The sequence below is a fragment of the Anaerosalibacter sp. Marseille-P3206 genome, from assembly GCF_900155565.1.
In the GTDB taxonomy this organism is placed as follows: domain Bacteria; phylum Bacillota; class Clostridia; order Tissierellales; family Sporanaerobacteraceae; genus FUHM01.
In genome coordinates, this window is record NZ_FUHM01000002.1 from 1,189,824 (window position 1) to 1,215,746 (window position 25,923).

Below are 25,923 nucleotides of genomic sequence, written 5' to 3' on the forward strand. Positions count from 1 at the left end.
CTTACCCACGATTTACGAAGTCTCTAAACTTGAAGTTTCCTGCTGTAAACAATGCCAATATCATAAGTAAAAGTACTATTGTATTTGGAAATAGTTTTGATTTATCTATACTATCTAATAGCCAATACTGAGGAACAAACTTTCCTAAATTTTTAATAATCATGGGAACTTTTGGATATAAATCTCCATCTAATGCTATTAGGCTTAGAAAAAGGCTACCGACAGTAAATATAACTGTTCCAAGACTTACTACTCCTTGTTCTTCAAATATCCTAGTTAAGAATATAGTAAATGTTATGGAAAACAAACTAGCCAATACAATATTGATAAAAATTATATGAAAATCTATAATTGGATACTTTAGCAAAAGTTTTCCTATAAAAAGGACTAACAAATTCATACTTACTTGAAGAAATAGTATAGCCAAGCAAAGACTTCCCATTATTTCATAGCTTTTGTTAGCTGTAGTCATGGCTCTTGATAATATATTTTGCTTTCTCAATACAACCATTTCATCTCCTATAGAACTAGATGAAAGAATAGTAAAGTATATAATCATAAATACTACAAGGAATAAACCTCCATCTGTCTCTTTTTCATCCTTTTCTATTTGGGTTTTGGTACTAAACTTATATAGTTCTTTTTTATCCTTAATTATATCATTTTTTAGTAAAACTTCTTCTTTTATTTTTTTATTGATTTCCTTTTCAATGTTCATTTCTAAAGGTAATGTAGTATTTCCTTCCTCTCTTTTGAAAGCCTCAACACATGGTTTTTCTCCACCTTTTATTTTTTCAGTAAAGTTTTCAGGTAATATATATACAGCTACCACTTCATTGTTTTCTAACAATTCCATAGCTTCTTCTCTATTATAAAAAATATTATCTTCTATATTTAAACTTTCCAGTAACCCTTTAGCATATCCACCCTTGTCTTCTACACTGAAGGCTGTATTTGCATCTGTTGAGTAACCTCCCTTATTTGCAGTAAAACTTACCCCCAATATAACTAATAAAGGTACTATCAACATCATTATCAACTTTCCTTTGTCCTTAACCATCCTTTTATAGTTTACAAAGCTAAGTCTTAAGATTTTCACTATTGTTCACCCCACTTTAACTTAACTTTAAGTGTGCATATCAATAATATAACTACTGAAATCAATGATATTAACAATAAATTTGTCTTTATTGACTCTAAGTTATTGTAGATTAAGTAATTCCTATAAGCTCTCGCAATCAAAACATCTGGTGCATAATCAGTTGCTATTTTGGCTAAAAATCCATTGCCTATCTTTTGTAACGGTAAATAACCTACTCCTATAACTAGTTGTATAATCATTAAAGCATTTAATATACCAAGTCCTATTTTCTTTTTGAAAAATTCTAATACAAAACCAGTCAATGCTGTAGCCAGCAAACTCTGTGTCAATATAATGAGTATTAGTATTGAAATAGACCCTTGAAATGATAGTCCAGCAATCCTATAGGTAAATACATATAGGCAATTTAAAAAAACTATAAACATATAACTAGTTATCATATTGTATTTAAAATATTCAACCTCTGTTATAGATGTAGACATTATCCTATTATATACTCCACTTTCTTTTTGTGAATCTTCTCCAGCAACCATAGACATGATTACCATAATGAACATATAGCTTAAAAAGGTTATAGAAAAATGTTCATAGGAACTTAAACTTCTTTTAGTAGTAACTATTGTATTTTTAATTGAATTTGTATTGTATACTTGATAGATTTCATTGTTAACAATATTAAAAAGCTCTTCTTTTTCTTTAGGAAAAATATCTTTACCATCTATGCTTTTTCTTATATACATGCTTTGGCTTATTTCTTCATTATATTTATCAATAATATTTCCAAGCATAGTACCCATACTTTGATAACCTTTATCTTTAGTGTTTATTATTATTGGGGAATCTGTGGATAATTTCAAACTATTTTCATACCCCTTGGGGATAATTAATTCATATCTAGCATCTTTTTCTTCTTCCTTTATCTCTATAATACTTTTAATCTGGTCATTATTTAAAAATTGTTTTAGGTTCCTTGACTGAATAGAATCGTCTTCATCTACTATATGAACACTCATAATAGGCATATCCACAGATGGTGTGAATTGATCTTTTTGAAAATAACCAATAACACAACTAAGAAACATAGGAAATATTGAAAATGTCAAAACAAGGGGTAAAAAATTCATTAGCATAGATTTTACAGTTAGTTTTGTAAAAGCTTTAAGTTTCATTTTCTAACCTCCTAATCCCTTAATTTCTTTCCAGTTAAGGCTAAAAATACTTCTTCCAAAGAAGGTTCTTCAAAGTTTATTCCTTTTATTTCTCCATTGTGCTTTTCTATAATCTTTAGTAATGTTTCCAATCTAAAAGTAGATTGTTCTATCAATAAATTGATTAAACCCTCTTCTTCATTACATTCCTTAACTCCATCCATAGATTTAATATCCAGTATCATTTCTCCCTTATAATTAGCCACATTTAAAATAACCCTATTATTGTTACTTACCATAGATTTAATATGTTTTTTATCTCCATAAGCTATTTCTTTCCCTAAATCTATAATAAATAAATTGTTGCAAAGCATATCTACTTCCTCCATATAATGAGAGGTATATATAATTGTAGTATTATTTTCTCTATTGATTTTTTTGGTAAATTCAAATATATGATTTCGTGATTGAGGATCTATACCCACTGTTGGTTCATCCATTATCAAAATCCTAGGATGATGCATAATAGCTGCAGCAATATTGAGCCTTCTTTTCATACCACCTGAAAGTTTCTTTACCTTTTCCTTTTTCTTATCCATTAGCCCTGTTATTTCTAATGCTTCATCTATCCTTTCCTTCAATAACTTCCTATTTAAACCATATAGGCTACCAAAGAACTCAAGATTGTCATATACAGAAACAGTATCCATCAAAGCCACTTCTTGAGGCACTAGCCCTATTTGTTCTTTTACCTTCAACGGCTCTTTCTTTAAATCATATCCTCCTACAACGACTTCTCCTCCGCTACACTTCCAAAGTCCAGTCATTATATTTATAAGAGTTGACTTTCCTGCTCCATTAGGTCCAATTAGTCCAAATATATCTCCTTCTTCAATGGAAAAAGATATATTATCAAGTACAATTTTTTCATCAAAACGTTTAGTGATATTTTTAACCTCAATTAAACTCATAAAAAACCCCCCTTAACTTTCTAATTACATTATAGAAAATCAAGGAAGGTTTAACCATTGTCTTGAGTAATTATATATAATGACTTTAGTCACTTTATTCAATCAATCCAGTTTAAAATGCAAAATAACTTTTCACTTATTTCTTTATTTATGCTAATATAGTATCATATTTATCATCTAAATTATAAATAATATCAAATTTATTAATCACATCTTTATCATGTGTTACAACTATAATTATTTTATCATGTTTAATTTTATTAAGACAATCTAAAAACCATTCTTTTCTTTTTTGATCAAGATTTGCAGTTGGTTCATCATAAACTAATAAATCTTTTCCCGAAATAAAACTTCCTAATATAAACAAGAAAGTCTTATCTCCACCTGACAATTCATTTATATTCGATTCCCAATTAGATAAATATTTATCTACTAAAGATAAGCATTCTATTTTATTTGCTCTCAATGTAGTTAATACTTCATCTTTACTACTTAATCCAAAATAAAATGAAAAGAAATACTTAACACTAGAAATATATGTTTCTGGATATTGTTTAACTATATAAAGATGATTTTTTCTTAAAGATATAGTATTGATATCCTTTATATCATTTTCACCGTACTTCAAATCAATTGCACTATTTGAATTATCCTTAATAACTCCTGTTAATATCTTATATAATGTACTTTTCCCTGTTCCATTTCCACCTAAAATTCCATAAATATTTTCTTTAGAAAAGATAAGTTTTAAATTTGAATATAATTTTTCATTATCCTCAAAACCATAAGTAATGTCGGCAGTTATATCTTCTACATATTCAAGTAATTTGTCTCCTTCTGACACTTGAGGTAGTGAATAATACTCATCAATTTTTTCTTTTGAAGGTTGCATTTGTTGTTTTTCTTTGAAAAAATCTCCCATTTGAGATGTAACATTAATAATTGTGCCTGAAAAATTTAATAAAATTGTAATATCTCCAACAGTTATTATACCATTAAATACACGATGTGCACCTACATATAAAATAATAAACTGGATACCTATAGCTATTAAAGTTACGGCAAAATTAAATCCTAAACTTGTTTTAGTAAGTACATAAAAACTTTTAAAATAGTTTAAAAATGAGTTCGTAAAATAATTGTTATCCTTTTTGTAGTTTCCTCTTTCAACAGAATCTTCTAAGTGCAATATTTGAGCATTAAAATCATTAAAATAATTAGCTCCAACTTCTTTTACTTCTCCACTTTGTACAACAAGCTTTTCCTTGAATTTGTTAAAAACTAAAAGTAATAATGGTATAATAATTAACATTGATATCGCTGATACAACATCTAATCTAAAAGCTAGATAAAATATAATAGCTACTTGAATAAGTCCAATTATAGTAGGTATAAACATTTCAGTAAAAAAATTAATAACAACTGTTAAATCATTTTCTAAACGATTAGCTAAATATGCTGATTCTTCTTTGTTTTGTTTAAGTATATCGCTTCCTCTTAATTTATCTAATATACCTATCTTAGCATCATGTTTCATTTTTTCCACAAATTTAGACTTAAAAATCCCATTAAAATAATCTGAGCCTAGCTTAATAATAACAAATATAAAATATACCAATAAAATTTTAAAAAATGCATCTAATCCTTTATTATCAACAAGTGCATCAATTACTTTTCCGTTCGACACTGCTGTTAGGATTCCCATACTAAATGAAAAAACTAAAAATATAGCATAAGATATAAATAGCTTTTTATGTTTTTTATATGGTTCCTTCAGTGCCCCAATTTTATTAAACATTACATCGCTTCCTTCTAATTTTTTTAATAGTAAATATCGGTAATAATAACAGTGGATTTTCTTGTTCCATAGCTTCTAATGCAATCAAAATACCAACTGCACCACTATCAATATCATTACTGAATTTTAAAGAAAAATCTCCTGGAACATATAAATTATCACCATCTTTATATAAATATAAACTCAAAAGTTCAGAAACAAATTTTTTTGATTTTTTATCAGCATGAGAAATAATTATACCACTACCTGCTCCTTCTAAAAGCCCTGCATTATAAAAAGGACTAAGCTTAGATATGTTTTCAATTTTCTTTTGTTCATCTGCAAAAAACACACTATCTGATACACTATTTAAAAGATATATAGCTAATAAAATTCCGATACTGCCTTTATCAATATAAGGTGTAATTTTATTAGCTGACTTTAATTCACAAATCTCTAAATTCTCTGTACTTACGAGATTCATCATGCTTTCTTTGAGTAACATTTTGGAAATTTTAAAATATTCATAATCATTAGTTATATCATATAAAATACTATAAAAACATGATACTCCAGCTATTCCATCTAATAAATCATAAGATTTCTCGTCATCAGATTCATATAATATTTCCATAATTTTATCCCCAATTTTATATGCCTGGTTCAAAAATGTTTCATCATTTGTCCATTTATAAAAAGCAATCTCACCTAAGCCTATTCCTGATAATCCTGATTTTAATGTAATATCATAATCTAATTTATCAATATCATTATTAATTTCTTTTATAATATTTAATGCCAAATCTTTATGTCCTAATTGATAAACAACACAAGCAATACCTGTCTTGCCGTCGAGTAACCCTTTTCCCATATTATTATTTTGAATATTTTTGAACTTTTCCTCTATCCAATCATCAATTTGAGATGGCAATGAATCGGTTAATTTTAAAGAGTAAAGTATACCACTTATTCCGTGAAGATAATTATAATACCCACCTTCTTCTAAAAAAGTTTCAATTCCACCATTCCTAAATTTATTATTTTCATTAAAATTAGAAATAATACCATTTACTATACCAATTTTAATTTCTTCAAAGGTATATTTTGGTAAAAATAAATCAACTAGTTTCCAATTTGAATCCATTTTATTAATAAGTTTTTTACAAATACCAATTCTTTTAAAATGATTATAAATCCATTGCTATTGATATTCACAACTTCCATTATCTAATTCTTCTACCGGTCCAATTGGTAACAATAAACTTTTTAAAATTGATAATAAAGATTTTTTGTCACGTTCTTTTCTTGAATCATTTAAATTATTAGAAAATCCAATTGTTTTAATTCCTATGTTTTTATCATACAATGATCCTGCCGTTTCTAAATCAATAATTGTTATTTCATCATTACTATTTATTATACAATTACTTAATTGTAAATCTCCAATACCAATACCTTTTTTGTGAATATTTTGAATTATATTTTCTAAATTGTCATAAATTTTTTCAACTCTTTTTAAATAATATTCACAACTTTCATTATTATAAAAAGGATAATAAGTAGCTGCCCACGACTGCAATGTTAACCCTTCTACATATTCTTCAACCAAATAAGAATTTTCCCACTCAGAAAAAAATTCAATTGGTTTTACAACACCATCTATATCTTTTAATCTGTTCAAATTATTATATTCATTTTCTAACCTTTCAATTATATCTCTTCCTTCACTATCAAAACCAATTGAATATCTACCTTCTTTTATGACAACATTTTTATTGGATTCTTTTTCTTTTCCAAAATAAATTCCCCCACAAGTAGAAAACTTAAATGCTGATTTAAGTGAATATTTTTGTAATTTTGAGTTTTTATTATCTTCACTGTTTTTAACAATATTAATCTCTTTAAATGGATCTTTAACAAATGGTGGTTGTACATAATATGGTACTCTTTTATCTTCCATTAATTCACCTTCTGGCGTCTTAATACATAACATATTTCTATATTTAATTTGCTTAAATGCTCAATATCGATAATAAATATTTGAATCTAAATAACGTTTGTCCGATAAAATATATGAACTTTTCTTCATGCCTTTTGTAATAGTTTCCTGTTATATAAGGTAGTCCTATTGATATTATCCATGAAATAATAGAAAATATCAAAAATATGAATAATTCAATTTTATATTTAAATATATATCCTTTAACAAATTTAAATATTTTCATATAAATCAGCTACTTTCTATAATTTTAGAATGCTAATTGTTTCCCAGTTCCCCACTTTTTTAAGAATATATAATTTAAAAAGTCTGGGGCATAAATCTGTAATCTGTTTCAGTATTAGGTTTTCCAATTATTACTTCATATAACACAAATGTATCAGCTTTATCTAAATCTAATATATCAATAATTTCACCATCCAAAAAACCTCCAGAAGCAACTGCACCTGCTCCTATAGCTGTTGAAACCAAATATAAGTTTTGCGCTAAATGACCAGCCTCCAAAAGCATGAATCTATAACCCCTATCACCATATTTATATCCCATAAGACTAATTGTCCCTAAGATATAGACAACAAAAGCAGCCTGTTCACTCAAGTTAAACGAAAGAGTTATTTCTTTGAAATCATTCGATTGAAAATCCTTTTTTATTACTTTTAGAAAATGCCTTATTGGATCATAATAGTAGATCCCTGAATCTATGTCTTTTACATTACTAACAAAAACATATGAGGATAAAGGCATTAATCCGCCAGCAGATGGATGGGCAAATAAATACATATGTGGCTTGTCCTTAGTTTCAGAATACTCACCTGTCACACCACTACTATAAAATAATATAGTTGATAACTCTTCAAGAGTTATAGGCTCTTTGCTAAAGTTTCTTACACTCCGTCTTTTAGATATAACATCAAATAAATTTAATGTGGTTAACTGTGAATTGGGAGATGGAAGTTCTATTGTTTCTTTTCCCTTATGTAAAGATTTTGTAGTTAAACATTCATTTATAAAATCCTTATCTGAAAGAGCCTTTGAAATTATATCACTAAAATTATATGCATTTAAGGAATTAATCTCAGAATTTCTATGAAATAATTCATATAATGGAATTTTATTCATTTTTTTAAAGGTACTTTTTTCTTTGAAGGTTTTTTTTTGAATATTAACGTTTTCCATAATCAATTCTCCTTTAATTGCCAATTTTTAATACCCCATGCCCACAAGTTTTACAATTTGGATTTTTCAAAATAGGTTTTATTGCATAGGACAGATTTAAACCATTCATAGTAATAATGTTATTGACTGTTATTGGCGTAGAATGTATGTTTTCATAACAAAATAACTTTAATATTTCGTCTAATATATATCCAAATGCAATATACAGATTTGATTTTCGATAAACTTGGTATGTTTTTATAGTAGATTTAATATTATTTCCACAATATTTAAAATTTACTTCTTCTTGCTCTTGATTCAAGTATTTATAACAATCATAACAAGCTGTTTTATCACAGACAACAAGTGGACCAATTTCTATATTTGTATCATTAATTACACAATTTAACCATGGTATGTTAAACCGAATACTATATTTATTTATAAAAGAATTAAATTCTATGTTTTTAGCTGACTGTAATGTAATTAAAAGATTGCTGGGTAATAGGTTATCAATAAAATTTAATATATTTGAGTACTTTTGATAAGTGATTTTAAGTCTTTGATTGCTTGAAGTACATAAGTTCTCTTCTGCTATATTTTCTATATCAACATGAAAATTAATTAAATTAATATTTTTAAATGGAATTTCTTTTAATTCAGCTATTAGAGGTTTAATATCTTCCAAATTCAAAAAATTAACTATTGTTATAGTTTTAAATTTTAATATATCATTCATAACCTTTTGATTAACATTGAACACCTTAAAATTATCTGCAATTGTTTTGTTTTTTGTTGATGATTTACCTTTTTCCAACAATTCAATTAAACCAAATTTATATAATTTAAATAGAATACCTAAAAAATCATCTCCAACAATTTCTACATCTTCTTCGTTTTTAAATTTATCTTTCACATATTCTAATAAATCAGAAACAAAATTTGGTTGAAACATTTTATAAAATATTGGCGATATATATTTTTCTACGTTAGTACCTTTGATATTGTATTTTTTACTTTGCGTTTGATAAACAAAACAATCCTTTGATTCAAGATATATATCTTTATAATCAGAAAATTTAACAATATCATTGATTTCAATCATTTTCTCCTCCAATTTTTCAATGAATTCACATAATAAATCGATTATTAATATATAAATATTCTTTCACAACTTCCTCCACATATATCTTTGATATTATACTTATTTTATATTCTCCATTTTCTCTATATATCCACTCTTTTTTAACATATCCATTGCTCTCATATTAGTCCATTCTTCAATGCTAACTTCTGGATTGTTTTTTATAAATTCTTGAACTATATTGTATCCTATTGTATAACCAGCTGCTAATGGAAATTCTTTATTGTCTCCATGTAGTACTTTTTTAGAATAATCACTATCTGTATTATCAAGATTTTCTTTGATATTATTCCATATTTCTTTTTCTCTATCTATTTCAATTGGAGGTATTGGTGGTATTATTTTATTGTCTGGAAAAACTAAATCTGCAAATGAGTCGGCACGTCCTTCCAACAGTATATCCTCTATCAAAGTATCATCCATTTCTTCTAAATTACCATTTGCCCATACGATATGATGATATTCATGAGCTATAACATGTGGAAGATATATCTTCCATTTTTCAAATGTAGGATCTATAGATAATATAATGTTTCCATTTTCTAAATAAGCAAATCCCATTGCTCCCCTTGAATTTGCCTTAAAAAAACCACCTTCTTCTTCAGGCTCATACGGAAAAATATATACTGTCATATCTACACCTGGCAAAAATTTGTTACACTCTTCTAATATATCTTTTGAAAAATTTTCGACATCTTCTTGGATTAAAACATCTAATTTTGATTCTAATCTATCTAAACTTATGATTGGTCTATGACTAAAATAATCTTTAAAATTAAAATTTTTATTGCTTAATATTGGGTTATACACAGTTTTTTTATATAATTTATCTATATCATCCTCATTTTTTCTAGCTTTTTCAATGTATTCTTTTAGCTCTTTGTCTATAAGTACTACTTTGAATTCAGGTTTATTATCTTCTTTAGATGTTTCTAATTTTGAAGTTTGCTTTTCACATCCAACTATAACGGATGTCATAACAGCAATAAGTAATAATGCTATAATTCTTTTTTTCTTCATACTTAACACTCCCCTTTTTTAATTTTTATAACTTCCTTTTTATAATAATTGTTTAAGGAAAAGGAAGAAGAATTCTTATAATTTTATAAATAGGATGATTTTTCTTGTTATCAAGAGGTGTTGCACTTATTCCAAATCCCTTTTTGTCTAATAATATGTCATCATCAATAGAACCCATTTTTCTTGGACTATACTCTACCCTACGCATTATATATGAGATGCCTCGAAATCATCATCTTGAACCACATATTTGACAGATTGTCTATAATTTAACATAGTTTCTGATATTAGTGTACGTATCATTATCAATACTAATAATTTCTTCTTTATTTTCCAACCCCTCCTACTTGTCCTATTATTTAAAACATTATATAATAAATGTATATAAATCAACCTACTTTAAAGTAGGTTTTTGGGTTGCATTATTTACATATATTTTATAGGAAGTGTTTTTATGAATTTTAATCTTATTTCTTTTGGTAAAACATTGCGAAAAATAAGGGGTGAATTGGCTCTTACCTTGGATGATGTTTCGAAATTGTCTGGCGTAAATTCTGAAACTATTAGAAGGATTGAACTTGGTAAGGTTATACCAAAATTTGAAACTCTAGAATTCTTATCCCCCATATATAAACAAGATTTAAATGCTATATTTCTGAAATATAGAGTGGATGATTATTACTATTTTTATAAAATTAAAAATAGATTGGAAAGAAAATTTGATGGGGATGAATTTGATACATTATATATTGAACTTGAAGAATTAAATACTTGTATTAAATATATCAAAAGTTCATTTTATAAAAGGCTTATAGAACAGTTAATTTTACTTACGCATGCTATTATTTTATATAAAAATAATGATGATAATGAAAAATCTCTTAATAAATTAATTGAGGCAATTAAAATTACTACTCCTGATTTTTCTCTTGAAGATTACAATTTATTTATATATTCCTCTATGGAAATAAGAATACTTATGAATATGGCTTTTGTATTAAATAGATTAAAACATGAAGACAAATATCAAGAAATAATGGAATTCTGTATAAGTTCAGTGGAACCTAATGATGAAATGTATCCTAAACTGTGTCACAACTTAGCTGGAGTTTACAGAAGAAATAGGGACTTTGAAAAAGCATTGAAGTTTTCTAATATTGGAATTGATGCTTGTCAAAAAACAGGAAGCTTTAATGGATTAAGTATTCTATACTATGGTAAAGGAATTGCTGAATATAAATTGAATAAAATAGAATATAAAAAATCCCTTGAAACATCTATAGTTTTATGTGAAGCCTTTGGACAAAAAGAGTTAAAAGATAAAATTATAAGTAACTGCAAGAAGTTTTTTAGTATAAAACTGCAAAAACACTTTAGCTGAAAGCATAGATATTATCATGGTTATGGAATAACTACTTGAAAATAACATATGATATTCATGTGCTTTTTTCAAGTAGTTTTTGAGATTCTTAGTATAGACCAATAAATACTTTAACCATTAAGTTATTTTTTTTCATTATTTATTGCATGATTCTTTAAATGGAAATTCTTTATTATCTCCATGTAGTACTTTTCTACGATAATCACTATCTGTATTATCAAGATTTTCTTTGATATTATTCCATATTTCTTTTTCTCTTCATATTTAACGCTCTTCTTTTTAAATTGTATTAGAAATCTTAACTTCATAATTTAAACTATGCACTAAGTTTAAATCAATGATTTCATCTGATATATCCAATATGTCTTTATTGTGAGTAACTATGATAATTATCTTACCTTTCTTTATTTCCTTTAGTATAGATTTTAAATTTTCTATACTCTTAAAATCTAGTGCTGAAGTTGGCTCATCTAATATAATCATATCAGGATTTTTTAAAAATGTTCTAGCCAAGGATATCTTTAGTTTTTCCCCTCCAGATATGTTGTTTGCAGCTTCATGTATGTTTGTATTTAATCCATCTTGAAATTTATTTATGTCTAAGTTTAAACCTTTTAGTACTTCTTCAATATCGTCATAATTATATATATCTATTCCATAGGTTACATTTTTACCAATTGTGTCATTAATTAACGCAGGTTCTTGTTCACTAATTCCTATGATTCTTTTTCTAATATGATACATATCTAATTTTTTTAATTCTATTGAATTGTAATAGATATTTCCTTTATAATAATTGTTGAAAAGTCCAAGTATTAAATTTATAAAGGTACTTTTCCCTGTACCATTTTGTCCAATGATTCCATAAATATTGCCTTTTTTAAATGTATAGTTAAAATTATCTATGATATTATTAGTATCATCATATGAAAAACAAACTTCTTTAAGGACTATTGTATCAATACTGTTTATTCTTTTGTCCCCATTTATTTCTTTAGTTTCATTTAATATTTCTTCTAATCTATTGTATGAAACTAGTGCATCTTGATAGGATTTCCCTAAGTTTAAATAATAGCTTATACATCCCATTATCATGGAAAAGTAGCTGATTATTATAGTGAATTGTCCTATGGTTAAATTCCCATTTATTATCTCCATTCCTCCAAAGAAAAATATTATTATTTGAGATATTATCATGGTCATGGAGTCACTGCTTGAAAAAATATATGATATTCTTGTATATTTTAATAGTGATTCAAACATTGTTGAAAAACTTGTCCTAAGCTGTTTTTGAGATTCTTCAAAAGTAGAGTTCAGTTTAATCAAATTTATATTGTAAAGTTGTTCATTCATCTTTGAAAAGAACTTGTTTTGATTTTCTTTCAATTCATATCCAGATTTAAATAATGGTTTTTTGAATACGAAGTATATGGCTAAGTATAAGGGAATGAGGAGTATCAATATCATGGTTAATTTTCTGTTTATTTTAAATGAAATATAGAATACAATTATAAGGGTCAAAGCATTAATCAGAATGTCCAAAAAATTGCTCAATACAAAAGAAATCAATGTGTTACTATCTGAATTAATTCTTTGATTTAGATATGCACTGTCAAGATTTTTAAAATATAGTATAGGCATTTTACTTATATGCTCTAATGCTTTAAAGTTCAGTTCCATTCCAGATTTTGTTTGAACTTTCACATAGGAATAACTAACTATAAATGATGAAATGATACTTATTATTCCTATTAAAAGTATTTTTATGGTGAAATTAATTATGGTTTGTCTGTTTTGAAAATTCATCAACGAATCTATATAGTTTCCTGTTATATAAGGTAGTCCTATTGATATTATCCATGAAATAATAGAAAATATCAAAAATATGAATAATTCAATTTTATATTTAAATATATATCCTTTAACAAATTTAAATATTTTCATATAAATCAGCTACTTTCTATAATTTTAGAATGCTAATTGTTTGAATTTTCCTTCAATATGGGATCTATAAAAATTAATCAATAAAACATAATATCTTCTATTAAAATTTACATTTGTTATGTTCTAATTGCTATTTTCTGAATTATTAACTTCTTTCTTGGTTCTCTTTTTCTTTTTTTAATAATTCAATAATGTATTTACCGTCCTTTATTGTTGCTTTTTGATATTTATTTCTGTAAGCAATATTGATCCAATTTAATAAAATGTGAAGAACAATAGCATAAATAATGGATTGAGAAAATAAAGTTGTTGCTCCTAACATCATACCAACAAAGAAAAGATGTGCTAAGGAATCTATTAATTCAGATCCCCTAACTTGTTTATATCCAAAATACTGTAAATGATATAGCATAAATAATATAGATGAAATAATTTGTACATAATTATACATAAATTCCGAAATAGAATTGAACCCAACGTTCCCCTTATTAGGCAACATTATAATCCCTATAATTATTCCTCTAAAAAGCAATTCTTCAACAATAGGATTAAAAAAACTAGACCATATTTGCACTTTTCTACCTTCTGGTATCAAATAAGGAGATTTTAGTCCCCAAATAATATATATTATAAAAATAACAGCACACTTAAGAGACTGCTTATATTCTACTGGAAATTTGAATGTATATGTAAATTCCCTAGTTAGTATAGCTAATACTACTATTAGTATAGACCAAATAAAATGATTTCTACAACAATAATCATATTTAACGGTTTCTTCACCTAAAAATTTATCCAAAACTAAATCAACTATTTTACGTGAAAAAGTCAATAATATTATTGATATTATTTTCAAAATAATTGACATTCTAAACCCTCTTTTCTTAATCTAAATTTATTTTAATAATAAATTATTTGAATTTAACAATTATTTTTTCAACAGTTTTTAAATGTAAAATTCTCAACTATTCGTTAACATTTTGAATAGGAACTCCAACAAAGACCTCATATAATAAATACTGTTCATCTTTTCTTATACCTATATAATCATAAAAATCACCATCCAGAAATCCCCCTGACGAAACAGCTCCATATCCCATATCTGTAGCAACCAAATATATATTTTGGGCTATATGCCCCGCTTCAATATTTAAAAATCTATATCCACGATCTTGATATTTCCAACCTTTTAATCTCATATCTCCTGCAATATGAATTGAAAATAAAGAATTTTTTGCTAATTCTTCAGAAGATGTTATATTCTCATAGTCTACACACTCAAAATTACGTTTAATTAAAATCATCGAATGATTATTAGGATAATAAAGATATACACCGTTACTTATATTTTCCACTGAATTAACGATAATATATATATACATTGAATTTATTGCACCAGCTAGTGGATAACGAAATAATTTAGATACACTATGATAATTATCAGCAACATATTCTCCACTAATACCTACTGAATAATACAAAAAATTTGAAAATATTTGTTCAGATATAGTCGAACTTTTAAAATTTCTCACACTTCTACGTTGATTTAATATTTCAAAAAGCTTTCCATTGTTAAAACCTTCTATATTTGGTTCTTTTAATTTTATGGTCTCCTTACCAAATTTTCTTTTATAATTATCATCTTTACTCTCTTCCATAAATTGCGAATCTTCCAATGCTCTACTTATAAAATAACAAAATGTACTTTTATTTAAAGAATTTAATTGAGTATTTTCATGATATAATTTATAAATTGGAACATCCAAAAAATATTTATAATATTCATAATAATTCTCCATAATTATTCCTCCATTTTATGGTCTTCAAAAGATTTTATATTCAACTTATTTATCGACTTTATTGTTTCAAATTTTCTTAAAATAATATATGTCTACTGCATTGATAGATTTATCAGTAGCATTATTAAATTTATCATTATAACTTTACCTTATCTTTTATAGACATCTTTCTCTTCATTTAATTTTACCTTGTCCACCCTTCAAAAGACATCTTTTATTATGTCTATCTTCAGTTCCTTCTAATGTTATTTGAGCAGAATTAATATTTAATCTTTCTAAGTCTGCTAAAATATCTGTTGTCTATAATTTAACATAGTTTCTGATATTAGTGTACGTATCATTATCAATACTAATAATTTCTTCTTTATTTCCCAACTATGTCCTGCCTGTCCTATTATTTATAATATTATATAATAAATGTATATAAATCAACCTACTTTAAAGTAGGATTTTTTGGTATAATATTTGCATATCTCTATAAGTGGATGATTATTACTATTTTTATAAAGTTAAAAATAGATTGGAAAGAAAAATTTATGGAGATGAATTTGATACATTATATATTGAGCTTGAAGAATTAAATATTTGTATTAAATATATCAAAAGTTCATTTTATAAAAAGCTTATAGAACAGTTAATTTTACTTACGCATGCTATTATTTTATATAAAAATAATGATGATAATGAAAAATCTCTTAATAAATTAATTGAGGCAATTAAAATTACTACTCCTGATTTTTCTCTTGAAGATTACAATTTATTTATATATTCCTCTATGGAAATAAGAATACTTATGAATATGGCTTTTGTATTAAATAGATTAAAACATGAAGACAAATATCAAGAAATAATGGAATTCTGTATAAGTTCAGTGGAACCTAATGATGAAATGTATCCTAAACTGTGTCACAACTTAGCTGGAGTTTACAGAAGAAATAGGGACTTTGAAAAAGCATTGAAGTTTTCTAATATTGGAATTGATGCTTGTCAAAAAACAGGAAGCTTTAATGGATTAAGTATTCTATACTATGGTAAAGGAATTGCTGAATATAAATTGAATAAAATAGAATATAAAAAATCCCTTGAAACATCTATAGTTTTATGTGAAGCCTTTGGACAAAAAGAGTTAAAAGATAAAATTATAAGTAACTGCAAGAAGTTTTTTAGTATAAAACTGCAAAAACACTTTAGCTGAAAGCATAGATATTATCATGGTTATGGAATAACTACTTGAAAATAACATATGATATTCATGTGCTTTTTTCAAGTAGTTTTTGAGATTCTTAGTATAGACCAATAAATACTTTAACCATTAAGTTATTTTTTTTTCATTATTTATTGCATGATTCTTTAAATGGAAATTCTTTATTATCTCCATGTAGTACTTTTCTACGATAATCACTATCTGTATTATCAAGATTTTCTTTGATATTATTCCATATTTCTTTTTCTCTTCATATTTAACGCTCCTCTTTTTAAATTGTATTAGAAATCTTAACTTCATAATTTAAACTATGCACTAAGTTTAAATCAATGATTTCATCTGATATATCCAATATGTCTTTATTATGAGTAACTATGATAATTATCTTACCTTTCTTTATTTCCTTTAGTATAGATTTTAAATTTTCTATACTCTTAAAATCTAGTGCTGAAGTTGGCTCATCTAATATAATCATATCAGGATTTTTTAAAAATGTTCTAGCCAAGGATATCTTTAGTTTTTCCCCTCCAGATATGTTGTTTGCAGCTTCATGTATGTTTGTATTTAATCCATCTTGAAATTTATTTATGTCTAAATTTAAATTTTTCAGTATAGTTTCAATGTCATCATAATTATATATATCTATTCCATAGGTTACATTTTTACCAATTGTGTCATTAATTAATGCAGGTTCTTGTTCACTAATTCCTATGATTCTTTTTCTAATATAATACATATCTAATTTTTTTAATTCTATTGAATTGTAATAGATATTTCCTTTATAATAATTGTTGAAAAGTCCAAGTATTAAATTTATAAAGGTACTTTTCCCTGTACCATTTTGTCCAATGATTCCATAAATATTGCCTTTTTTAAATGTATAGTTAAAATTATCTATGATATTATTAGTATCATCATATGAAAAACAAACTTCTTTAAGGACTATTGTATCAATACTGTTTATTCTTTTGTCCCCATTTATTTCTTTAGTTTCATTTAATATTTCTTCTAATCTATTGTATGAAACTAGTGCATCTTGATAGGATTTCCCTAAGTTTAAATAATAGCTTATACATCCCATTATCATGGAAAAGTAGCTGATTATTATAGTGAATTGTCCTATGGTTAAATTCCCATTTATTATCTCCATTCCTCCAAAGAAAAATATTATTATTTGAGATATTATCATGGTCATGGAGTCACTGCTTGAAAAAATATATGATATTCTTGTATATTTTAATAGTGATTCAAACATTGTTGAAAAACTTGTCCTAAGCTGTTTTTGAGATTCTTCAAAAGTAGAGTTCAGTTTAATCAAATTTATATTGTAAAGTTGTTCATTCATCTTTGAAAAGAACTTGTTTTGATTTTCTTTCAATTCATATCCAGATTTAAATAATGGTTTTTTGAATACGAAGTATATGGCTAAGTATAAGGGAATGAGGGGTATCAATATCATGGTTAATTTTCTGTTTATTTTAAATGAAATATAGAATACAATTATAAGGGTCAAAGCATTAATCAGAATGTCTAAAAAATTGCTCAATACAAAAGAAATCAATGTGTTACTATCTGAATTAATTCTTTGATTTAGATATGCACTGTCAAGATTTTTAAAATATAGTATAGGCATTTTACTTATATGCTCTAATGCTTTAAAGTTCAGTTCCATTCCAGATTTTGTTTGAACTTTCACATAGGAATAACTAACTATAAATGATGAAATGATACTTATTATTCCTATTAAAAGTATTTTTATGGTGAAATTAATTATGGTTTGTCTGTTTTGAAAATTCATCAACGAATCTATATAGTTTCCTGTTATATAAGGTAGTCCTATTGATATTATCCATGAAATAATAGAAAATATCAAAAATATGAATAATTGAATTTTATATTTAAATATATATTCTTTAACAAATTTAAATATTTTCATATAAATCAGCTACTTTCTCTAATTTTAGAATGCTAATTATTTCTCAGTTTCTTCTGAATGAATCATATTGATTATTTCTTTCATTACTTTTATATTGTAATCTCCAACATCATCTTTTTCTATTTCTATATCTGGTACTGTTCCTGTCTCAAAATGAGAAGTCCCATCTTCATTTAACAACATCTCTAATTCAGCACGGACTATAAGCCCACTATTTGGAAGGCCTATAAACATAGTACCATTTCCCCCTGACCCTTTAGTATTACATCCAACCAATGTAGCAAATCCACTTTGCTTGCAAAACATTGCAAATTCATCTGCTGCTGAAAATACATTTTCATCAATTATCAAAAATATTTTCCCACTAAATCCTATAGGATTCCTACTTGGCAATACACTATTATCAACTTTATCTATTCTATAATATTGGAAGTTTTCTTTTACCTCTTTGGGCATAGAACTATAACATTTCAATTTCTCTATTTTGTTTTCTCGTATATCCGGATGTGCTTTTTCAAAATATTTCATTGAATAATCTCCTCCGCGAACAATACAAATATTTTCGTATTTAACTTCATTAAGTTTTTGATTTAGCAGTGGAGCTATTATTGTTTCTAGCCAATATATGCTACTTCCTCCTCCGTTGCCTGAAATATCTATTATTAAATATGGATAATGTTTCACGTTCTTTAAGAAATCAATTATTTCTTCTTTTTCTTTATTATACATTTTTTGTCCGTAGGAACAATCTATGGAAAAGGAACTTACTTTTAAATAAGCTATTTTATTTTGTTCTAATATTTGAGTATCTATAATATTTCTTGAATATATATTTGTCTCTATATCATCTATTTTTACATAGTTATCTAAACAAGTTTTAGCAAATATTTCATCCCAGTCTTTATACTTGTTTTCAGATCTTTTGAACATTTTTTTATAAGAACCGAACATTTCATCCGCTAACTTATATTGTTTTATAGTATCTAAAAATTCTTTATAGCCAGTAGGAACAAATACTCCAGTATGTGGATCGTGAAGTTTATTCATCAAAATTGAATTTAGAGTATGAAAAAATTCCATATTGTCTTTAGTCTCTCTTATTTCTTTTTCAAATTCCTCTTTATGAGCTAACCAATCGTATCCATACATTTTTTCAATACTATGAAAATGAGGATAGTTCTCTTTCATGATATCATACATATACCTAAAATCTTCTATTTTTTCTTCCTCTGTCAAATCTTTAAGTTCCCCCATATTGCTTGAAACTAAAACATATACTGCTATTCCTAGTAGAACTATAACAACAGCCCATATAAGTATTTTTTTGTTGTTTAACATTGTGCCATCTCCTTCATATAATCTATAACTCTATTTTTTTACTTGCTGGCTGTATTTTTACTGGTGAACAAATTTCTGCACCACATAAATTTGCCTTGCATGCACAAGGGTCACATTTTGTACATGTTTTTATACATGGTTCTATATACTGACCTTTACAGTCACACTTACCAAAACAAACATCATTAGGTCCATAACTAGTACCATTTATTAAGTATTCCACTTTTATCCCCCTTTCTGTTTTGATGTTTATATCTAGAATGTGCACATTCTATTCCAAAATAAACAAGCATTTATTAAGCTTCAACGGTCTTGTTTTTTCTCAATTCTTCTTTCTTAATAATTGCTGTCTTTTCCAAATATTCTTTTAATACATATTTATATGAACTACATCTATCAACTTTACCATCTATCCTCCTCCTAGGACATCCTCCCATACATATTGGAAGCATCTTGCAATTCATACATTCATTATCTTGGGTTGAATCATAAAGAATATATTTCATATATTTATCTGTATTCACTGAAATATTGTCCATAATATTTCCCACCTTATATTCGACCATTCCTATATCAGACCAGCATTTATATATGTCACCATTAGGATCAATTACTAATGAATTAGTTTTATCTGCACCACAAAAATTAGTTTTCAAATTTGGATATCCGGAAATATTATTTTCTACAAATCCAAGTTTTTTGAGTTTATCACTAAATTCAAAATCTATATTAGAATATTCCTTCATAGTTAAGCATTTACCTGTTGAGTAGCAGCCATTTATAGGCTCTACATAACCCAAATAGGCATATACTTTATTTTTAAGCCCAAACTTGTCTAATTCTTCTAGTATTTCATCAACTCTTTCAACATTTTCTTTGTCCACATTAATTCTTAAAGATATATCTGGCAAAATATCTACTAATTCCGACATATTCTCTAATATCTTACAAAAAGTTCCTTGCCCTCCTTTTAAAGGACGTCTTTTATTATGAATATCTTCTGGTCCGTCTAATGTTATTTGCATAAATTCCATATTTAATTTTTTAAGTTCTTCTGCAATTTTTTTATTTAATTTGTATCCATTTGTTACAATAAATGAACTGTACATAATATCTTTTTCTTTGCATATATTCATTACTCTTTCAGAAATATCTTTAACAACATCAAATGCCAATAAAGGTTCTCCACCATACCACCCTATATTTATACTTTCTACATATTTTGTTTGCTGTTTTACAAATTCCACTATTTTATCTTGAACATCCTTAGACATGGTTACATTTTGTCTTTCATTTTTTTCATAGCAATATATGCAATCAAAATTGCAATTCATCGTAGGTGCAATAGTCAAACCCAAATGCCTAGTATCAAATTTGGAACTAAGCATGTTATATTTTAATAAATCAAGCTCATCCAATTCATCATCTATTAAAAATTGTCCTTTCTTTAAATCTTCTATCAATTTTTCATCGTCAATAGCAATAGATTTATCAACAAAATTCTGATATTTGATATAATTCTCTTTTTCAATAAGTGCTAATGCATTAGTTCTTGCATTATATGCTATTAACTTTTCCATATCTTCAGGAAATTCATAGAAAAAATTATATTTTGATGCCTTCATTTTATACCAATCCCCCTCTTATAATATTTTTTGTTCAAATCAATAAATATAATCTCATTCCCCATAAAATAATTATTATATACAAAATTTGTTATAATAAAACATCTACAATGTAAGCATTGTTTAATAACTTAAAAATCATTATTTGATTAATTTTAAATAAAGTCAAAAATTTTCATGCAAACTTGCTAAATTAATTAAAAAGATTAAAAATAAATTTAATATTTTATACTATAGTAGTTCTTCTCCAATACAGCTATTCCATTCAATTTCATCATCATCTTGAACCACATGCTTGACAGGTTGTCTATAATTTAACATAGTTCCTGATATCATTGTAAATATCATTATCAATACTAATAATTTCTTCTTCATTTTCCAACCCCTCCTACTTGTCCTATTATTTATAATATTATATAATAAATGTATATAAATCAACCTACTTTAAAGTAGGATTTTTTGGTATAAACCTATAAAATGGTAAAAAATTCTTTTTATTCAACCAATCCAGTTTTAAATGCAAAAATAGCTACTTGAGTCCTGTCTCTTAAATCTAGTTTTGATAGTATGAAACTAATATTATTTTTTATAGTACCTTCTGAAAGAAATAGCTTTTCACTTATTTCTTTATTTGTAAGTCCTTTAGCTATCTCCTTTATCAATTCAATTTCTCTTTCAGTAAGATTGTATTTTTCTATCTCCTTAGTATAGTCTTTTTCATTAGCTACATGAGACATCATCTTGCTTGCTACCTGTGGATGAACTACTACACTTCCTTTAATTGCTGCCTTTATTCCCTCATATATTAAATCATAGGAACTATCCTTTAAAAGATATCCTGATGCTCCATATTTTAAGGCCTCATGAATATATTCTGTGTCATTAAAAGTAGTCAATATTAGAATTTTTATATCTTCAAACTCTTCTTTAATGATTTTAGTTCCTAGTACCCCATCACATTTAGGCATTCTAATATCCATAAGTATTACATCAACATTTGTCTTCTTGCAAAATTCCAAAGCTTCTCTGCCATCTTCACACAATCCTACAACTTCAATATCTTCATATGTAGACAATATTATTTTCAAGCCATCACGTATTAACTTTTCATCATCAACAATTAAGACTTTTGTCTTCTCCATAGTTCCTCCTAAGATACTAAACTTTTGTCTAATTTCACAACTACTCTCATTAAAAATCCTTTATCCTTTTTGGTATCATAATCTACTTGTCCACCTAGTTCATTTACACGTTCACAAATGTTAGTAAGTCCCATACCTTTTTCCAAATTATCAACACCTTGTCCATTATCTTTAAGGGTGAGGATTAGATCATTTTCATTAAAATTCATAAAGATATTTACCTTAGTTGCTTTTCCATGACGAATAGAATTAGAAAGAAACTCTTGAACTATTCTATAGATTACAAAGGATTGCTCCCTATTTAAAGGCCATTTTTCCCTTGTAAAGCCTAGCTTTACATCTACTCCTGTAAGTTTGCTAAATTCCTTCGTTAAATCTTCTATGGCTATTATGCTTTCATATTTTTCAAACTCACTAGGTTTTAATTGTCTTAGAGCTGTCCTTATTTCATTTAACCCATCCTTAGCAAATTCACCTAAATTATTTGCCATATCTGAAGCCATTTCTCCATTTTCTTTGGCAATTTTCTCTATAGCTCCTAATTGGATTATTATAGTGGACAAACTGTGTCCAACGCTATCGTGGATTTCTCTTGATATTCTATTTCTCTCCCGTAGTATAGCTAATTCTTTTATAGAGTTTGCATATATTTCTAAGTCAGCATTTGCCTTTCTCAATTGCTCTTCTGATATTCTCAATTTATCATATAATTCTTCTGCTTTTATCAATCTATGATTTTCATCTACTATGTAGCTGGATAATATAGCTAAAGTAACAAGAGAAGCTACATTTAAAATAATTTCATTAATGCTTAAATTTCTACTCATTAAACCTACAGTGAAAATAGCTAGTCCAATAGATATATAAGACAACTTTCCCTTCAGAAGAAAAACTCCGTCTATTATTCCTATGCACATATAAGAAAAAACTAATCCACCATAGTTTTTGTAGCAAATATATGACAATATCCATTCTAATATTAATGATATAAAGACTATATATTTATTGTCTTTAAAAGTAAAAAATCTAATTTGATTATTTATGATAATTATAAGAACCAAAATAACAGCATAAACATCTACATTTTCTTTATATGCTACAATACTAAATATTAAAATAGTTAATATAAAATATCTTATAATTAATAACTTTTTATTATTATCCATATCTCCACCTATAATTAAGTTAATAAGGTTATTATAGCATATATTTACTACCTTGAAATACAACAATATTTTAGGTAAAATATAATATAAGCTTAAATTGAGAAAGGAAGAAATACTATGTTTACTCCAATTAAGAATACAACTGTTTCTGAAAAAGTAGTTGAACAAATAAAAGAAATGCTTTTGAGAGGAAATCTCAACAAAGGTGACAAATTGCCCTCTGAAAGACAAATGGCTGAAACATTAGAAGTAAGCAGATCTTCTGTAAGAGAAGCCTTAAAAGAATTAGAGATAATGGGACTAATAGAGTCTAAACAGGGAGAAGGAAATTTTATTAAAGATAATTTTGAAGATATATTATTTGAACCTTTCTCTACATTTTTCTTAATAAAAGAAAGCAATGCAGAAGAAATATTAGAACTTAGAAATGTAATAGAAAAAGGTACAGCTGTATTAGCAGCTGAACGAATTACAATGGAAGAATTAGAGGATATAAAAAATATTTTAACAACCTCAGAAAATTCACGTTCTGAAGATGAATTGGCAAAACTTGATGTGATTTTTCACTATAAAATAGCACAGGCAAGTAAAAACTTTCTTCTACAAAGTATATTAAATGCAGTTTCATCCCTTATTGAAGCATCTATAAAGGATATAAGAAAAAACATAATGATAGAAGAAAAGCATAAGGAAATCATAAAAGCTCAGCATCTTGATATATATAAAGCTTTAGAATCTCACAATCCTAAAGCTAGTGAAAAGGCTATGACAGATCATCTTAATTTTGTAAATAATGAAATGAAAAAATCTATAATATAATAGTCACCTCTATTAGTTAGTAATAAAGGTGACTATTTGTATTATATAGCTACTCCTTCTTTTGGGAATGATGCATCTAAAACTGTTTCTAATGCATTTGCAGAACTTTGTAATCTTTCAATTTCATCATCATTTAAGCTTACCTTTAGCACTCTTTCAACACCATTTCTTCCAACTATGGCTGGTACTCCTAGGTAAATATCATCTATATCATAATAATCCTCAACTAAAGTAGAAACTGGTAATATGCATTTTTCATCACCTAGTATCGCCTCTACTATACGTTTGATAGCTAAGCCAATAGCATAGAAAGTAGCTCCTTTTCTGTTGATGACTTCGTAAGCTGCATTTTTAACATTTTCGTGGATTTCTGTTCTAACAGCTTCATTGTATCTACAACCTACTTCTTTTGCATATTCATCAATTTCAATACCTTGAATATTTGTTAAACTCCATGCTGGGAATTCTGTATCTCCATGTTCTCCCATGATATATGTTTGAACATCTCTTGCATCTACCTTTAATCTCTTACTTATTTCATATTTAAGTCTTGAAGTATCTAAAACAGTACCAGAACCTATAACTCTTTCTTTAGGAAACCCTGACAATTCATAAGCTACATAGCTTAATATGTCTACAGGATTTGAAACTACTAATAATATTGAATTTGGACTATATTTAACGACTTCTGGAACAATTGATTTGAGAATTTTAATATTTTTATTTACAAGATCTATTCTAGTTTCACCAGGTTTTTGTGCAGCCCCTGCTGTTATAATAACGATATCTGAATCCTTAGTATCTTTGTATTCTCCAGCTTTAATATTTACAGGTTTTACAAATCCTGCACCATGACTTAAATCTAGTACTTCGCCTAATGTTTTTTCTTTGTTAACATCAACTATCACTAGTTCTGAAGCCAATCCTCCCATAACTAATGCATAAGCAGCAGTTGCGCCTACGGAACCTGCACCTACTATTGATATCTTAGCACTTCTCTTCTTTTCCATTTAAGTCATCCTCTCCATAAGATTAATTTTGGTTTGATGGTTTAGTGGTCTTACCACTTCTTTTTTTTATAATACCACAATGAAATATTAATGTCTACAATAGTTATTTTATTGTCAAACTATTTAATTAATTTGTCAATACGACAGCGGGACGGTTCTTTTTGTCGCATTTTTGTGAGTCAGGGGACGGTCCCTTGACTCATTCAATAGATATTTTAGTTGGCGTTACTATCTCCATTAGTG

Annotated in this window: 24 protein-coding genes; 3 read left to right on the plus strand and 21 right to left on the minus strand. The window is 26.6% G+C overall.

Annotated elements, in window-relative coordinates:
- Position 1: 1 nt before the first annotated feature.
- From BQ9840_RS07110 to BQ9840_RS12510, 10 genes are all read right to left on the minus strand, one after another.
- Positions 2-1,099, minus strand: a complete 1,098-nt coding sequence (locus BQ9840_RS07110) for an ABC transporter permease (RefSeq protein ID WP_077369130.1) — start codon at positions 1,097-1,099, stop codon at positions 2-4.
- Positions 1,099-2,271 carry an ABC transporter permease gene (locus BQ9840_RS07115; RefSeq protein WP_077369131.1) on the minus strand — a complete coding sequence of 391 codons (1,173 nt, stop codon included), beginning with the start codon at positions 2,269-2,271 and terminating at the stop codon, positions 1,099-1,101. Before BQ9840_RS07115 ends, BQ9840_RS07110 begins: the two co-directional genes overlap by 1 nt.
- Before the next feature lie 11 nt (positions 2,272-2,282).
- Positions 2,283-3,221, minus strand: a complete 939-nt coding sequence (locus BQ9840_RS07120; protein ID WP_077369132.1) for an ABC transporter ATP-binding protein — start codon at positions 3,219-3,221, stop codon at positions 2,283-2,285.
- Positions 3,222-3,369: 148 nt separating this feature from the next.
- The gene (locus BQ9840_RS07125) at positions 3,370-5,019 is read right to left on the minus strand and encodes an ATP-binding cassette domain-containing protein (RefSeq protein ID WP_077369133.1); all 1,650 of its coding nucleotides are present in this window, start codon (positions 5,017-5,019) and stop codon (positions 3,370-3,372) included.
- Positions 5,012-6,142, minus strand: a complete 1,131-nt coding sequence (locus tag BQ9840_RS07130) for a lanthionine synthetase C family protein (RefSeq protein ID WP_077369134.1) — start codon at positions 6,140-6,142, stop codon at positions 5,012-5,014. Before BQ9840_RS07130 ends, BQ9840_RS07125 begins: the two co-directional genes overlap by 8 nt.
- Positions 6,143-6,199: 57 nt before the next feature.
- Positions 6,200-6,958, minus strand: a complete 759-nt coding sequence (locus BQ9840_RS07135; RefSeq protein ID WP_159436101.1) for a protein kinase domain-containing protein — start codon at positions 6,956-6,958, stop codon at positions 6,200-6,202.
- A gap of 339 nt (positions 6,959-7,297) precedes the next feature.
- Positions 7,298-8,173, minus strand: coding sequence for a SagB/ThcOx family dehydrogenase (locus BQ9840_RS07140; RefSeq protein WP_143254321.1), 876 nt, complete (start codon positions 8,171-8,173; stop codon positions 7,298-7,300).
- 13 nt (positions 8,174-8,186) lie between these two features.
- Complete coding sequence (locus BQ9840_RS07145) at positions 8,187-9,257, minus strand: hypothetical protein (RefSeq protein WP_077369137.1); 1,071 nt, start codon at positions 9,255-9,257, stop codon at positions 8,187-8,189.
- Between the two features lie 99 nt (positions 9,258-9,356).
- Positions 9,357-10,316, minus strand: coding sequence for a DUF2268 domain-containing protein (locus BQ9840_RS07150; protein WP_077369138.1), 960 nt, complete (start codon positions 10,314-10,316; stop codon positions 9,357-9,359).
- 52 nt (positions 10,317-10,368) lie between these two features.
- Complete coding sequence (locus tag BQ9840_RS12510) at positions 10,369-10,524, minus strand: hypothetical protein (protein ID WP_159436102.1); 156 nt, start codon at positions 10,522-10,524, stop codon at positions 10,369-10,371.
- Between the two features lie 246 nt (positions 10,525-10,770).
- Between BQ9840_RS12510 and BQ9840_RS07155 the strand changes: the two genes are divergently transcribed.
- Positions 10,771-11,697: a helix-turn-helix domain-containing protein gene (locus tag BQ9840_RS07155; RefSeq protein ID WP_077369139.1), complete on the plus strand. Its 927-nt coding sequence runs from the start codon at positions 10,771-10,773 to the stop codon at positions 11,695-11,697.
- Positions 11,698-11,976: 279 nt separating this feature from the next.
- Here the strand turns inward: BQ9840_RS07155 and BQ9840_RS07160 are convergent, their stop codons facing one another.
- From BQ9840_RS07160 to BQ9840_RS07170, 3 genes are all read right to left on the minus strand, one after another.
- Positions 11,977-13,641, minus strand: coding sequence for an ABC transporter transmembrane domain-containing protein (locus BQ9840_RS07160; RefSeq protein ID WP_077369140.1), 1,665 nt, complete (start codon positions 13,639-13,641; stop codon positions 11,977-11,979).
- Positions 13,642-13,786: 145 nt separating this feature from the next.
- On the minus strand, positions 13,787-14,509 hold the full coding sequence (locus BQ9840_RS07165; protein WP_077369141.1) for a CPBP family intramembrane glutamic endopeptidase: 723 nt from the start codon (positions 14,507-14,509) through the stop codon (positions 13,787-13,789).
- A gap of 97 nt (positions 14,510-14,606) precedes the next feature.
- Positions 14,607-15,440, minus strand: coding sequence for a SagB/ThcOx family dehydrogenase (locus BQ9840_RS07170; protein ID WP_077369142.1), 834 nt, complete (start codon positions 15,438-15,440; stop codon positions 14,607-14,609).
- 481 nt (positions 15,441-15,921) lie between these two features.
- Between BQ9840_RS07170 and BQ9840_RS07175 the strand changes: the two genes are divergently transcribed.
- On the plus strand, positions 15,922-16,635 hold the full coding sequence (locus BQ9840_RS07175) for a hypothetical protein (RefSeq protein WP_077369143.1): 714 nt from the start codon (positions 15,922-15,924) through the stop codon (positions 16,633-16,635).
- 280 nt (positions 16,636-16,915) lie between these two features.
- On the opposite strand, the gene BQ9840_RS07180 is transcribed toward BQ9840_RS07175, so the two are convergent.
- The 7 genes from BQ9840_RS07180 to BQ9840_RS07205 form a co-directional block, all read right to left on the minus strand.
- On the minus strand, positions 16,916-18,580 hold the full coding sequence (locus BQ9840_RS07180; protein WP_077369144.1) for an ABC transporter transmembrane domain-containing protein: 1,665 nt from the start codon (positions 18,578-18,580) through the stop codon (positions 16,916-16,918).
- Between the two features lie 36 nt (positions 18,581-18,616).
- On the minus strand, positions 18,617-19,918 hold the full coding sequence (locus BQ9840_RS07185) for a S41 family peptidase (protein WP_077369145.1): 1,302 nt from the start codon (positions 19,916-19,918) through the stop codon (positions 18,617-18,619).
- A 22-nt stretch (positions 19,919-19,940) separates the two neighbouring features.
- Positions 19,941-20,141 (minus strand): hypothetical protein, encoded by a 201-nt coding sequence (locus BQ9840_RS07190; RefSeq protein WP_077369146.1) that lies wholly within the window; start codon positions 20,139-20,141, stop codon positions 19,941-19,943.
- Between the two features lie 73 nt (positions 20,142-20,214).
- On the minus strand, positions 20,215-21,543 hold the full coding sequence (locus tag BQ9840_RS07195; protein ID WP_077369147.1) for a radical SAM/SPASM domain-containing protein: 1,329 nt from the start codon (positions 21,541-21,543) through the stop codon (positions 20,215-20,217).
- A gap of 231 nt (positions 21,544-21,774) precedes the next feature.
- Positions 21,775-21,918, minus strand: coding sequence for a hypothetical protein (locus BQ9840_RS12515; RefSeq protein ID WP_159436103.1), 144 nt, complete (start codon positions 21,916-21,918; stop codon positions 21,775-21,777).
- Positions 21,919-22,037: 119 nt separating this feature from the next.
- Positions 22,038-22,685, minus strand: coding sequence for a response regulator transcription factor (locus BQ9840_RS07200; RefSeq protein ID WP_077369148.1), 648 nt, complete (start codon positions 22,683-22,685; stop codon positions 22,038-22,040).
- Between the two features lie 8 nt (positions 22,686-22,693).
- On the minus strand, positions 22,694-23,851 hold the full coding sequence (locus BQ9840_RS07205) for a sensor histidine kinase (RefSeq protein WP_077369149.1): 1,158 nt from the start codon (positions 23,849-23,851) through the stop codon (positions 22,694-22,696).
- Positions 23,852-23,968: 117 nt separating this feature from the next.
- Between BQ9840_RS07205 and BQ9840_RS07210 the strand changes: the two genes are divergently transcribed.
- Positions 23,969-24,670, plus strand: coding sequence for a FadR/GntR family transcriptional regulator (locus BQ9840_RS07210; RefSeq protein WP_077369150.1), 702 nt, complete (start codon positions 23,969-23,971; stop codon positions 24,668-24,670).
- 41 nt (positions 24,671-24,711) lie between these two features.
- Here the strand turns inward: BQ9840_RS07210 and BQ9840_RS07215 are convergent, their stop codons facing one another.
- Positions 24,712-25,680, minus strand: coding sequence for an L-lactate dehydrogenase (locus tag BQ9840_RS07215; RefSeq protein WP_077369151.1), 969 nt, complete (start codon positions 25,678-25,680; stop codon positions 24,712-24,714).
- Between the last annotated feature and the right edge of the window lie 243 nt (positions 25,681-25,923).

Excerpts from the sequence above, each read along its gene's own strand:
- BQ9840_RS07120 (WP_077369132.1), bottom strand. The coding sequence starts at position 3,221 with ATGAGTTTAATTGAGGTTAAAAATATCACTAAACGTTTTGATGAAAAA.
- BQ9840_RS07145 (WP_077369137.1), bottom strand. The coding sequence starts at position 9,257 with ATGATTGAAATCAATGATATTGTTAAATTTTCTGATTATAAAGATATA.
- BQ9840_RS07115 (WP_077369131.1), bottom strand. The coding sequence starts at position 2,271 with ATGAAACTTAAAGCTTTTACAAAACTAACTGTAAAATCTATGCTAATG.
- BQ9840_RS07135 (WP_159436101.1), bottom strand. The coding sequence starts at position 6,958 with ATGGAAGATAAAAGAGTACCATATTATGTACAACCACCATTTGTTAAA.
- BQ9840_RS07130 (WP_077369134.1), bottom strand. The coding sequence starts at position 6,142 with ATGGATTCAAATTGGAAACTAGTTGATTTATTTTTACCAAAATATACC.
- BQ9840_RS07125 (WP_077369133.1), bottom strand. The coding sequence starts at position 5,019 with ATGTTTAATAAAATTGGGGCACTGAAGGAACCATATAAAAAACATAAA.
- BQ9840_RS12510 (WP_159436102.1), bottom strand. The coding sequence starts at position 10,524 with ATGCGTAGGGTAGAGTATAGTCCAAGAAAAATGGGTTCTATTGATGAT.
- BQ9840_RS07210 (WP_077369150.1), top strand. The coding sequence starts at position 23,969 with ATGTTTACTCCAATTAAGAATACAACTGTTTCTGAAAAAGTAGTTGAA.
- BQ9840_RS07180 (WP_077369144.1), bottom strand. The coding sequence starts at position 18,580 with ATGAAAATATTTAAATTTGTTAAAGAATATATATTTAAATATAAAATT.
- BQ9840_RS07215 (WP_077369151.1), bottom strand. The coding sequence starts at position 25,680 with ATGGAAAAGAAGAGAAGTGCTAAGATATCAATAGTAGGTGCAGGTTCC.
- BQ9840_RS07140 (WP_143254321.1), bottom strand. The coding sequence starts at position 8,173 with ATGGAAAACGTTAATATTCAAAAAAAAACCTTCAAAGAAAAAAGTACC.
- BQ9840_RS07155 (WP_077369139.1), top strand. The coding sequence starts at position 10,771 with ATGAATTTTAATCTTATTTCTTTTGGTAAAACATTGCGAAAAATAAGG.
- BQ9840_RS12515 (WP_159436103.1), bottom strand. The coding sequence starts at position 21,918 with ATGAAGAAGAAATTATTAGTATTGATAATGATATTTACAATGATATCA.
- BQ9840_RS07150 (WP_077369138.1), bottom strand. The coding sequence starts at position 10,316 with ATGAAGAAAAAAAGAATTATAGCATTATTACTTATTGCTGTTATGACA.
- BQ9840_RS07170 (WP_077369142.1), bottom strand. The coding sequence starts at position 15,440 with ATGGAGAATTATTATGAATATTATAAATATTTTTTGGATGTTCCAATT.
- BQ9840_RS07165 (WP_077369141.1), bottom strand. The coding sequence starts at position 14,509 with ATGTCAATTATTTTGAAAATAATATCAATAATATTATTGACTTTTTCA.
- BQ9840_RS07205 (WP_077369149.1), bottom strand. The coding sequence starts at position 23,851 with ATGGATAATAATAAAAAGTTATTAATTATAAGATATTTTATATTAACT.
- BQ9840_RS07195 (WP_077369147.1), bottom strand. The coding sequence starts at position 21,543 with ATGAAGGCATCAAAATATAATTTTTTCTATGAATTTCCTGAAGATATG.
- BQ9840_RS07200 (WP_077369148.1), bottom strand. The coding sequence starts at position 22,685 with ATGGAGAAGACAAAAGTCTTAATTGTTGATGATGAAAAGTTAATACGT.
- BQ9840_RS07160 (WP_077369140.1), bottom strand. The coding sequence starts at position 13,641 with ATGAAAATATTTAAATTTGTTAAAGGATATATATTTAAATATAAAATT.
- BQ9840_RS07185 (WP_077369145.1), bottom strand. The coding sequence starts at position 19,918 with ATGTTAAACAACAAAAAAATACTTATATGGGCTGTTGTTATAGTTCTA.